Origin of the sequence: Sphingobacterium sp. UBA7038 (assembly GCF_002494055.1) — a bacterium.
Taxonomy (GTDB): Bacteria; Bacteroidota; Bacteroidia; order Sphingobacteriales; family Sphingobacteriaceae; genus Sphingobacterium; species Sphingobacterium multivorum.
The window spans coordinates 78846-89070 of the sequence record NZ_DLAV01000030.1 but is presented as its reverse complement, the minus strand read 5'-3'; the positions used below and the strand labels follow the sequence as shown (position 1 = coordinate 89070).

The window sequence follows — 10225 nt, the reverse complement described above, 5'->3', positions numbered from 1 at the left end:
TTTTTGAGACAGCCTCTTTTTGTGGAATACAGCCGTCCGAATTTTTATACGGCCCATTTACGCCTAAAATTTGACAAAGTATAAACCATATTTCTGTCTGACAAACTGTCATTATATGGATTTAAATTTCTAACTTTGTAGTCTTTGAAATAACTAAGGGCTTGAAATCAGATCAGCAAAAGATGAGTATTTGCATTAGTTATTCCATCGAAAATAATAAAAATTATATTCTATTGAATATCGAGCTATGCTAGATTTAACACATACCACTAAGGAACACGACGAATCTCGTCAGGGTGAGGCATTATTATTAGAACAGGATCCGATTTTAAGTAATGGACGCAAACTGTATATTGAAAGTTACGGTTGCCAGATGAATTTTTCGGATAGTGAGATTGTTGCTTCTATTTTGTTGGATAAGGGATTTGAAACAACCAAGAATTATCAGGAAGCTGATGTGGTTTTTATTAATACCTGTTCAATCCGCGAAAATGCAGAACAGCGGGTACGCAATCGTCTAAAGGAATTTGAAGCTGCTAAAGCAAAAAATCCCGGAATGATCGTTGGTGTGCTGGGCTGTATGGCGGAGCGTTTGAAATCGAAATTTTTGGAAGAAGAAAAGTTGGTGGATGTCGTGGTGGGGCCAGATGCTTATCGCGATCTACCAAATTTGATTGATAAAGTTGACGATGGAGCTAAAGCTGTAAACGTTTTATTATCTCGGGAGGAAACGTATGCCGATATTAATCCTGTCCGTTTAAACTCGAACGGTGTGACAGCTTTTATTTCGATTATGCGCGGTTGCGACAATATGTGTTCTTTTTGTGTTGTTCCTTTTACACGTGGACGTGAACGTAGTCGTGATCCACAATCTATCGTGAAGGAAGCCGAAGATCTTTTCAATGCAGGATATAAGGAGGTTACGTTGTTGGGACAAAATGTGGATTCGTATAAATATACTGCTCCAGTAGCTGAAGGGGAGGAACCGGGTGAAACCATAACATTTGCTAGCTTGCTTACAATGGTTGCTGAAATCAGCCCGCTTTTACGTATTCGCTTTTCTACTTCCCATCCAAAAGATATTACAGATGAAGTTTTATATGCAATCGCTTCGCATGAAAACATCTGTAATTATATTCACTTGCCAGTTCAATCAGGGAACTCTAGAGTATTGGAATTAATGAACCGTACCTATGACCGTGAATGGTATATGGAGCGTGTCGATGCCATCCGTCGTATTATTCCGGATTGTGCTATTTCCACAGATGTTATTACAGGTTTCTGTACTGAAACAGAAGAGGAGCATCAAGAAACATTGTCTATGATGGATTATGTCAAATATGATTTCGCCTATATGTTTGCTTATTCAGAAAGACCAGGTACATTGGCGGCAAAAAGATACGCAGATGATATTCCTGAAGATGTTAAAAAACGTCGTTTGACAGAAGTGATCAATAAACAGCGCGATCATAGTTTATACCGTTATCAACATTTTATTGGCAAAGTTTGTAAAGTGCTTGTTGAGGGATTTTCGAAAAGATCTGAGTTCGATTTCTGTGGCCGTAATGATCAAAATGCATTGGTGGTATTTCCAATTGATCCTCGATTTAAACAAGGCGATTATGTGAATGTACTTATCGAGTCATGTACCTCTGCGACATTATTGGGAAAGATTGTTGATTAAGAAAACTTAGATTGTTTTATTTCCAACTGGAAATTTATGGATAACCAAGATATAAAGAATAGATTTGGAATTATTGGTAATTCGCCTTTGTTGAATCGTGCTATTGATATTGCACGACAAGTGGCTCCAACTGATATCTCCGTACTAATACAAGGTGAAAGTGGGAGTGGTAAAGAGGTTTTTTCGCATATTATCCATCAATTAAGCTCACGTAAGCATGGCCCTTTTATTGCGGTCAATTGTGGAGCTATACCAGAGGGTACCATTGACTCTGAGTTATTTGGTCACGAAAAGGGTTCCTTTACAGGTGCCCATGAAGCCAGAAAGGGATATTTTGAGGTCGTTGACGGTGGAACAATCTTTTTGGATGAAGTAGGTGAGTTGCCTTTGGGTACGCAAGCAAGATTATTACGTGTATTGGAGTCAGGTGAGTATATACGGGTAGGGTCATCCAAGGTACAGAAGACAAATGTACGTGTGGTTGCTGCGACAAATGTGAATGTATTTGAAGCTGTACAAAAAGGTAAATTTCGCGAAGATCTTTATTATCGTCTGAATACTGTACCGTTGCGTGTACCGTCATTACGTGAAAGACCTGAAGATATCAACTTATTATTTCGTAAGTTTATTGTAGATTTTTCTGAGAAATACCGTACACCTGGGGTTCAATTGACAGAAGATGCACAAAATATGCTGCGCAACTATAGCTGGCCCGGAAACGTACGTCAACTGAAAAATGTTGCGGAGCAAATTGCAGTTTTGGAGAAAGAACGCGTTGTCGATGCCTATACACTTCAAAATTATCTGCCCAATGAATCCCGAACGAGTTTGCCAGCGGTAGTTCCTTCAAATAATGGTGGAAAAGAGGATTTCTCCGAAAGAGATTTGCTGTATAAGGTCTTATTTGATATGAAGAAGGATATGGTTGATCTGAAAAAACTGGTGGTTGAATTAATTCAGAAAGGTGTCGATTCGAGCACATTTGATCAAAATTCCCCTTACATTAATCAGTTATACCAGGAGATTGAACCACAATTGAAAGCAGAACCAGAAAATTATAATACAACCCCAACGCTCACCATACATTCTCCAGCAAATACAACAAACGTATTAAAAAGTCCTGTTGCACAGGATGAATACCTGCAGGATGCTCAAGAAGTTGAGGAATCTTTATCGCTTGTTGATAAAGAGTCTGATCTGATTAAAAAAGCGCTGAAAAAACACCGAGGTAAACGTAAAGCTGCTGCGCAAGAGTTGGGGATTTCTGAAAGAACTTTGTACAGAAAAATTAAAGATTTAAATTTAGATTAAGGTTTACAGATGTTGTCAAGAAAAATTTTATATGCTTTTCTCACCACAATCTTTTTGTTTGTAATGAATAGTTGTGGGGTAAAATATGGATTTACTGGTGGATCCATTCCTGAGGGAATGAAAACAGTTAATATTCAATATTTCGAAAATATAGCTCCTTTGGTTTATCCAACCTTAAGTCAGAATTTTACGGAGGCACTGAAAGAACGTATCCGTAACCAATCTCGATTGAGTCAGGTGAATCAAGACGGTGATGCTACCTTTGAGGGATTTATTACAGAGTATTCGATAAGTCCTGCAGCTGTTGAAGCTGGGACAGATCGTGCAGCGATGAATAGGTTGACGATTACAATCAAGGTTAGTTATCATAATAAAATTAATCCGAAGGATGATTTTGAACAGCCTTTTACGCGATTTAAAGAGTTTGCAGGTAATCTTCAGAGTGCACAAGAAGAGACCTTGGGTAAAGAAATTATTCAAATGCTAACTGAGGATATATACAATAAAGCGTTTGCTAATTGGTAATTCTATTTCCAAGATGAATCTTAATATATCATTATCCAATAACGAGCTTTTTTTTCAAGCAATCAATCATCCCGACACTGTGGCGGAAGATGTTGTTTTAGCATTGATTGAAAAATACCCTTATGCCCAAAGCCTGCGATTTATCTATGAACGCAAAGTTTTTGGCAAGCATAGTTCAGTTCAGAATTTATCGTCTACTTTGCTCTATGCATCTTCTCCGAGTTGGTTGTATGAATTTATGCATTGTAAACCAACGACAGAGCCTGATGTATTCATGCCGTCAGATGAAATTCCAGTGGATGGAGCACTTCGCGACGATGATGGGACTATCGAAATTGAAGCTGAGCGTGAAACGGTAGCTGAACCAGTTTTATCCAAGATTGAGGTTGATGAATTGGATCGTTTGATTCAAGCCGGGGTTGCAAAAGATTATTTTCGGTCAAACGATCAGCAGCAAGAAAATAGTGTCGATTCAGAGGAACCTGCATTAGTAGCACCTGTTGTAGCGGAAGCTGTTGCCAATACAATGGATGATGGTCAGGAGCGTGTTTCGGTCTATGATGATGATACCATGCCCTACAGTTTCTTATGGTGGTTGCATAAGACGAGATTAGAATATGCTGATACCTATCAGCCCTATGTAAAATCTCCATTACGCCCAATGACGCCCTCGAATGACGATATTGCTAAAATTCATGAGAAGCTGGATAATCAGCTACTCGATCAACAGATCCGGGAAAATATCTTTCATTTACAATCGCCTGAAGCAAAGTTAAGTGATGAGGTTAAAACGACAATCTCTTTTCAAATACCGCGTAAAACAGACGAGGTAATCGAAAAATTTATTCGTGAAGAACCTATGATTCAGCCCCTGCAAGCAGAAAAGTTAGACTTGGAGAATAAAGCTAGAAAAAGTTCGGAAGATCAGCATTCACTTGTTACCGAAACACTTGCAAAGATCTATGTGGAACAGGGCTTATATCCAAAAGCAATAGATGTTTACAAAAAATTAGTTTTGAAATATCCAGAAAAAAATGCTTACTTTGCGGCACGCATAACAGAATTAGAAAAGAAATTAAATTAATAACATAAAGAGATGCAAGGATTATTAATCGGTCTAATCATATTAGCTAGTATTATTTTAGCGTTTTTGGTTTTAATCCAAAATCCAAAAGGAGGAGGTTTGTCATCTGGTTTTTCAGGTGGAACGAATCTTATGGGAGTAAAACGTACAGGTGACTTTTTGGAAAAAGGTACCTGGATCATGGTTATTGCCATTATGGTATTTAGCTTAGGTGTAAATGTTATTGGTACGTCTCCAAGTACATCTAAAGGTGGATTGGGGGGTCAAATCGAAGCGCCTAAACAACAAGGTCCATTGAACTTGGGTACTGGACAACAACCTGTTGGCGCTCCGGCGGGACAAGGGCAAGCTGCTCCGGCTCAATCGCAAGAAAAGGCTCCAGCGGCTACACCGACAACAAAACCAGCAGAAGAAGCTAAGAAATAGTTGTCAGTAAAAAATGATGAGCCCCGTTTGTTTGTACAGACGGGGCTTTTTTATGTTCGATATTTTGTTTAAGACAGGTATGTAGCGATAAATTTATTAGTCTGTATGTCGACGGAAGTAAGACTGACAGACTGGGAATGACAGTGTGACAGCAAAATGAATTTTTGTCGATGGAGATATTAACTTTTCTGTGAAAAATTGTCTTATAAGCTGTCTTAATTACAATTGGCATAAAAGATGATGTGTTTATAGCGATTATAACATTAAAATAAATTCAATAACAGATAAAAAGTAAATTAATTATGGCATTAAGTATCAAACCTATCGGAGACAGAGTAGTAGTAGAAGCTGCTCCAGCAGAAGAAAAAACAGCTTCAGGGTTGTATATCCCCGATACAGCAAAAGAAAAACCATCTCAAGGTACAGTAGTTGCTGTAGGTACAGGTAAAGTTGACGAACCGTTAACTGTGAAAGTTGGTGACAAAGTATTATACGGAAAATACGCAGGTACTGAAATTACTTACGAAGGAAAAGAGTACTTAATTATGCGTGAGTCTGATATTTACGCGGTTATCTAATTAATAGGAACAGTTTATTTAAAACGAGCTTACTGGCTCAATTAAAAATTCAATAGGTTATTTTAGTGAAGCTGTAAAATTGGACGTGTAAAAAATAAATCGGTTTACGGTTTAATTTAAACTCGAATTACACTTCTTAGAAATACTAAATACTCATATAAAAATGGCAAAACAAGTAAAATATAACGTTGAGGCTCGCGAGGCCCTTAAAAAAGGTGTAGATACTTTAGCGAATGCAGTTAAAGTAACATTGGGTCCTAAAGGACGTAACGTAATTATTGAGAAAAAATTTGGTGCTCCAGTAATTACTAAAGATGGTGTTTCGGTAGCGAAAGAAATCGAATTGAAAGACGCTTTAGAAAATATGGGTGCACAAATGGTAAAAGAAGTAGCTTCTAAAACAGCTGATCAAGCTGGTGACGGTACGACTACTGCTACTGTATTGGCACAAGCAATCGTTGCTCCAGGTATCAAATCTGTGGCTGCTGGAGCTAATCCAATGGATCTAAAACGTGGTATTGACAAAGCTGTTGCAACTGTTGTTGCTAACTTGAAATCTCAATCTCAAGAAGTTGGTCAAGACAATAATAAAATTAAACAAGTTGCTACTATTTCTGCAAACAACGACGAAGTAATTGGTGCTTTGATTGCTCAAGCAATGGAAAAAGTAGGTAACGACGGTGTTATCACTGTTGAAGAGGCAAAAGGTACTGAAACAGAAGTAAAAACTGTAGAAGGTATGCAATTTGACCGTGGTTATTTGTCTCCATATTTTGTGACCAACTCTGACAAAATGGAAGCGGAATTAGATAATCCATACATTTTGATCTACGACAAGAAAATCAGCAACATGAAAGAATTGTTGCCTATCTTGGAGAAACAAGTTCAAACTGGTAAACCATTATTAATCATTGCTGAAGACTTAGATGGTGAGGCATTGGCAACATTAGTTGTTAATAAAATCCGTGGTTCGTTGAAAGTTGCGGCTGTTAAAGCTCCAGGTTTCGGTGACCGTCGTAAAGCAATGTTAGAAGATATCGCTATCTTAACTGGTGGTACTGTTATCTCTGAAGAAAGAGGTTTCAAATTAGAAAATGCTGAGTTATCTTACTTAGGTCAAGCTGAAAAAGTTCAAGTTGACAAAGATAACACAACGATTATCAATGGTTCTGGTAATGTAGAGGATATTAAAGCACGTGTTGCTCAAATCCGTTCACAAATCGAAACAACAACTTCTGACTACGATCGCGAAAAACTACAAGAACGTTTAGCAAAATTGTCAGGTGGTGTAGCCGTGTTATATGTCGGTGCAACTACTGAGGTTGAAATGAAAGAGAAAAAAGACCGTGTTGATGATGCTTTACACGCAACTCGTGCAGCTGTTGAAGAAGGTATTATCGCTGGTGGTGGTGTTGCCTTCATTCGCTCAACTGAAGCTTTGGTAAACCTTAAAGGTGACAACGAAGATGAGCAAATCGGTATTGACATCATCAAACGCGCTATCGAAGAGCCATTACGTCAGATCTGTAATAACGCTGGTATCGAAGGCGCAGTAATCGTTCAAAAAGTGAAAGAAGGAACTGCAGATTTCGGTTACAATGCACGTACAGACCGTTACGAAAACTTAATCGCTGCTGGTGTAATTGATCCAACTAAAGTATCTCGTGTAGCATTGGAAAATGCAGCTTCAGTTGCTTCAATGTTATTAACTACAGAGTGTGTATTGGCTGACGAAGCTGAAGAAAACCCTGTAGGTGCTGGTGCTCCTCCAATGGGTGGCGGTATGGGTGGAATGATGTAAGATCATCCCATTTCTAAATAAAAAAGAAAGGCTCATTTGGAATTCCAAATGAGCCTTTCTTTTTGTTCTTTAATAGCCTTTTGCCGTATCGTCTCCACGCGGGTCGGCTCCTGTCTGTAATTTACCATTTGGTAATACAAGTATATTCTCCACACGACCGATTGTCCCTCTCGGATTTATCGTATAGCCATCTTTTGTCAATCGATCACGTAGATTGACATCGATTGCGTTATTTTCAACGTCAATACGATCAGGAAGCCATTGATGATGAAATCTTGGCAGGCTTACAGCTGATTGGGCATTTTGTCGGAAGTCAATAACGTTGAGGATGGTCTGAAAAACAGAGGTAATGATCGTTGATCCTCCAGGGGTTCCTACAACCATAAATAGTTTGCCATCTTTTTCTACAATAGTGGGTGTCATGGAGCTGAGCATCCTTTTGCCGGGCTGAATCTCGTTCGCTTTTTCCCCAGTAAGCCCATACATGTTTGGGATACCGGTCTTTACGGAGAAATCGTCCATTTCATTATTTAGGAGAAAACCTGCGCCCTCCACAAATACTCCTGAGCCATAAGAATCATTAAGTGTTGTTGTAATGGATACTGCATTCCCTTGCTCGTCTACAATATTGAAATGCGTCGTTTGTTCACTTTCATAACCCGGAATGACATCTGCATTGACATCTTTGCTTGATGTCGCTTTATGGAAATTGACTGAATGGAGTTTATGCGCATTTGAGCTTGAGTCAATAAGCTGTTCGACAGGTACCTTAATAAAATCAGGATCTCCTAAATATTTAGCCCGATTGGCATATACATAGCGTTCAGCTTCGACCATAACACGAATGGTTGAATCGGTTTGGAAGCCCCAGCGCTGAAGTGGAAACTGTTCGACTGATTTGAGTAGGGCTAAAAGAGATGTTCCGCCACTCGAAGGTGGTGGCATGGAAATAACTTTGTGGCCCCTATAATTTGTGGAAATTGGGGTACGCCAAAGCGCCTGATAATCCAGTAGATCTTGATGATTAATAATACCTTTCCCTTTACCCATTTCGGCAACAATTAAATCGGCCGTTTTACCTGTATAGAAACCGTCTCGGCCTTCGATTGCGATTCTTTCCAGTGTTTTTGCAAGTTCCTCCTGGATAAATAGATCACCTGCTCGCCAAACTGTGGTTTTGATAATTGCAGCACCAGCGGGATTCAGTTTGACAAAACGCTCTTTATGGCTTTCAAACTCATTGGCTTGTCGTTGACTGATTTTAAACCCTGTTCTGGCTAGCTGTATTGCTGGGAGTACGAGATCTTTCCATTGTAATTTGCCGTACTTTCTGTGGGCTTCCCACATACCAGCAACAGATCCAGGGATACCAGAGGCCAATTGACTATAAAGGCTCAACTCCGGAATAACATTGCCTTGGGCATCGAGATACATATCCCGGGATGCTTTTAGGGGAGCCTTCTCACGAAAATCTAAGGCATCTAAATTACCCCGATGATCGCGGTAGAGCATAAAGCCACCGCCGCCAATATTTCCTGCATTGGGATAAACAACTGCAAGAGCAAATTGTACGGCAACTGCAGCATCTATTGCATTCCCACCTTGTTTTAAAATCTTTACCCCGACTTCTGAAGCCAAAGGATGTGCTGTGACAACGGCAGCCTTATTAAAAGTACTGGCCTGCTCAACCTTAGTATTTGGCTGCTGTCTTGTCGCACAAGAGGCAAAGCATATGCTTGTTATGAGCGAATAGGTTATGAATTTATACATCGTACGCGATTTAAAATTTAATATTATCTCAAAGAGGTGTACAAACAATACTACTCTTGGTTATTTAAGTTTTTCGTTGTTTTTATGGCGGTCGGCATCCCGAATTGATTTCTTTTGAAGATTTTGTTCCAAAGCCGCTGTTAGATCAATTCCCGTTTGATTGGCAAGGCACATCAAAACGAATAATACATCGGCCATTTCATCTGCTAAATTAACTTCTTTGTCTGACTTTTTGAAAGATTGTTCTCCGTATTGCCGAGCCATTATTCGGGCAACTTCACCGACTTCTTCCATGAGTATGGCGGTGTTTGTCAACTCGTTGAAATAACGTACTCCGGTACTATTGATCCATTTGTCAATAATCTCTTGTGCTTCTTTAATAGTCATCTTGTGTTCAATTAAAAATTAAAAGTTGTCCTTATCTTTTGTGTCCATGACGATGGTAACTGGACCATCATTCAGTAGGTCGATTTTCATATCGGCTCCGAATATGCCAAGCTGAACCTCTTTTTGGAGCAATTGACTTAGCAGTAAAGCCATCTCTTCATACATTGGTTTGGCTTTGTCCGGTTTTGCTGCTCTGATAAAGGAAGGCCTGTTTCCTTTTTTTGTTTGAGCAAAGAGCGTGAATTGTGAGATGAGTAAGATATTTCCGTCTACATCTTGTATCGACTTATTCATCATACCCTGTTCATCCTCGAAGATGCGTAAGTTGATGAACTTCTGTCCTAACCATTTCAGATCTTCCGTTGTATCTGCTTCTTCAACTCCTAATAAAATCATTAGACCCTTCTGGATCTGGCCTGTTATCTGATTATCTACCGTACAAGAAGCTTTGGTAACTCGTTGTATAACTGCGCGCATAGTGAAAAGTATAAAACCAAAGGTAAAAATTCCGATTGTCAAACACGATGGGAAATTCAGTTTTCTCCAAGGTATATATAGAAACGTCCCTTTCTCCCGAAGGAAAAAGGGACGCTAATTATGCTAAAGGATTTGATCAGAAGTGACCTTCAGTCCGCCTTCCCAGCTACTAATGCATTTGG

10 protein-coding genes are annotated in these 10225 nt (G+C 39.2%); 7 read left to right on the top strand and 3 right to left on the bottom strand.

Going from position 1 to position 10225, the window contains the following annotated elements:
• The first annotated feature begins 247 nt into the window (after positions 1–247).
• The 7 genes from miaB (at position 248) to groL (ending at position 7409) form a co-directional block, all read left to right on the top strand.
• The gene (gene miaB / locus B3H30_RS19630) at positions 248–1684 is read left to right on the top strand and encodes a tRNA (N6-isopentenyl adenosine(37)-C2)-methylthiotransferase MiaB (RefSeq protein ID WP_070561641.1); all 1437 of its coding nucleotides are present in this window, start codon (positions 248–250) and stop codon (positions 1682–1684) included.
• Between the two features lie 36 nt (positions 1685–1720).
• Positions 1721–2995 carry a sigma-54 interaction domain-containing protein gene (locus B3H30_RS19625; protein WP_070561639.1) on the top strand — a complete coding sequence of 425 codons (1275 nt, stop codon included), beginning with the start codon at positions 1721–1723 and terminating at the stop codon, positions 2993–2995.
• 9 nt (positions 2996–3004) lie between these two features.
• A complete protein-coding gene (locus B3H30_RS19620) occupies positions 3005–3520 on the top strand; it encodes an LptE family protein (RefSeq protein ID WP_070561637.1) in 516 nt (171 codons plus the stop codon).
• A gap of 13 nt (positions 3521–3533) precedes the next feature.
• Positions 3534–4604: a hypothetical protein gene (locus B3H30_RS19615; RefSeq protein ID WP_070561635.1), complete on the top strand. Its 1071-nt coding sequence runs from the start codon at positions 3534–3536 to the stop codon at positions 4602–4604.
• 12 nt (positions 4605–4616) lie between these two features.
• The gene (secG, locus tag B3H30_RS19610; RefSeq protein WP_070561633.1) at positions 4617–5030 is read left to right on the top strand and encodes a preprotein translocase subunit SecG; all 414 of its coding nucleotides are present in this window, start codon (positions 4617–4619) and stop codon (positions 5028–5030) included.
• A 302-nt stretch (positions 5031–5332) separates the two neighbouring features.
• Positions 5333–5608, top strand: coding sequence for a co-chaperone GroES (locus B3H30_RS19605; RefSeq protein WP_028070710.1), 276 nt, complete (start codon positions 5333–5335; stop codon positions 5606–5608).
• A gap of 163 nt (positions 5609–5771) precedes the next feature.
• Positions 5772–7409, top strand: coding sequence for a chaperonin GroEL (groL, locus tag B3H30_RS19600; RefSeq protein ID WP_070561631.1), 1638 nt, complete (start codon positions 5772–5774; stop codon positions 7407–7409).
• Positions 7410–7478: 69 nt separating this feature from the next.
• Here groL and ggt read toward each other — a convergent pair whose 3' ends face one another.
• From ggt to dtd, 3 genes are read right to left on the bottom strand one after another with little or no spacing between them, the layout of a single operon-like run.
• The gene (gene ggt, locus B3H30_RS19595) at positions 7479–9179 is read right to left on the bottom strand and encodes a gamma-glutamyltransferase (protein WP_286709465.1); all 1701 of its coding nucleotides are present in this window, start codon (positions 9177–9179) and stop codon (positions 7479–7481) included.
• 60 nt (positions 9180–9239) lie between these two features.
• On the bottom strand, positions 9240–9566 hold the full coding sequence (locus B3H30_RS19590; RefSeq protein ID WP_070561627.1) for a nucleotide pyrophosphohydrolase: 327 nt from the start codon (positions 9564–9566) through the stop codon (positions 9240–9242).
• A gap of 18 nt (positions 9567–9584) precedes the next feature.
• Positions 9585–10043 (bottom strand): D-aminoacyl-tRNA deacylase, encoded by a 459-nt coding sequence (gene dtd, locus B3H30_RS19585; RefSeq protein WP_070561625.1) that lies wholly within the window; start codon positions 10041–10043, stop codon positions 9585–9587.
• Between the last annotated feature and the right edge of the window lie 182 nt (positions 10044–10225).

What these genes read in the sequence shown, in the direction of transcription:
- B3H30_RS19625 (WP_070561639.1), top strand. Translation starts at nt 1,721, where the DNA reads ATGGATAACCAAGATATAAAGAATAGATTTGGAATTATTGGTAATTCG.
- B3H30_RS19590 (WP_070561627.1), bottom strand. Translation starts at nt 9,566, where the DNA reads ATGACTATTAAAGAAGCACAAGAGATTATTGACAAATGGATCAATAGT.
- B3H30_RS19620 (WP_070561637.1), top strand. Translation starts at nt 3,005, where the DNA reads ATGTTGTCAAGAAAAATTTTATATGCTTTTCTCACCACAATCTTTTTG.
- secG (WP_070561633.1), top strand. Translation starts at nt 4,617, where the DNA reads ATGCAAGGATTATTAATCGGTCTAATCATATTAGCTAGTATTATTTTA.
- B3H30_RS19615 (WP_070561635.1), top strand. Translation starts at nt 3,534, where the DNA reads ATGAATCTTAATATATCATTATCCAATAACGAGCTTTTTTTTCAAGCA.
- ggt (WP_286709465.1), bottom strand. Translation starts at nt 9,179, where the DNA reads ATGTATAAATTCATAACCTATTCGCTCATAACAAGCATATGCTTTGCC.
- dtd (WP_070561625.1), bottom strand. Translation starts at nt 10,043, where the DNA reads ATGCGCGCAGTTATACAACGAGTTACCAAAGCTTCTTGTACGGTAGAT.
- miaB (WP_070561641.1), top strand. Translation starts at nt 248, where the DNA reads ATGCTAGATTTAACACATACCACTAAGGAACACGACGAATCTCGTCAG.
- B3H30_RS19605 (WP_028070710.1), top strand. Translation starts at nt 5,333, where the DNA reads ATGGCATTAAGTATCAAACCTATCGGAGACAGAGTAGTAGTAGAAGCT.
- groL (WP_070561631.1), top strand. Translation starts at nt 5,772, where the DNA reads ATGGCAAAACAAGTAAAATATAACGTTGAGGCTCGCGAGGCCCTTAAA.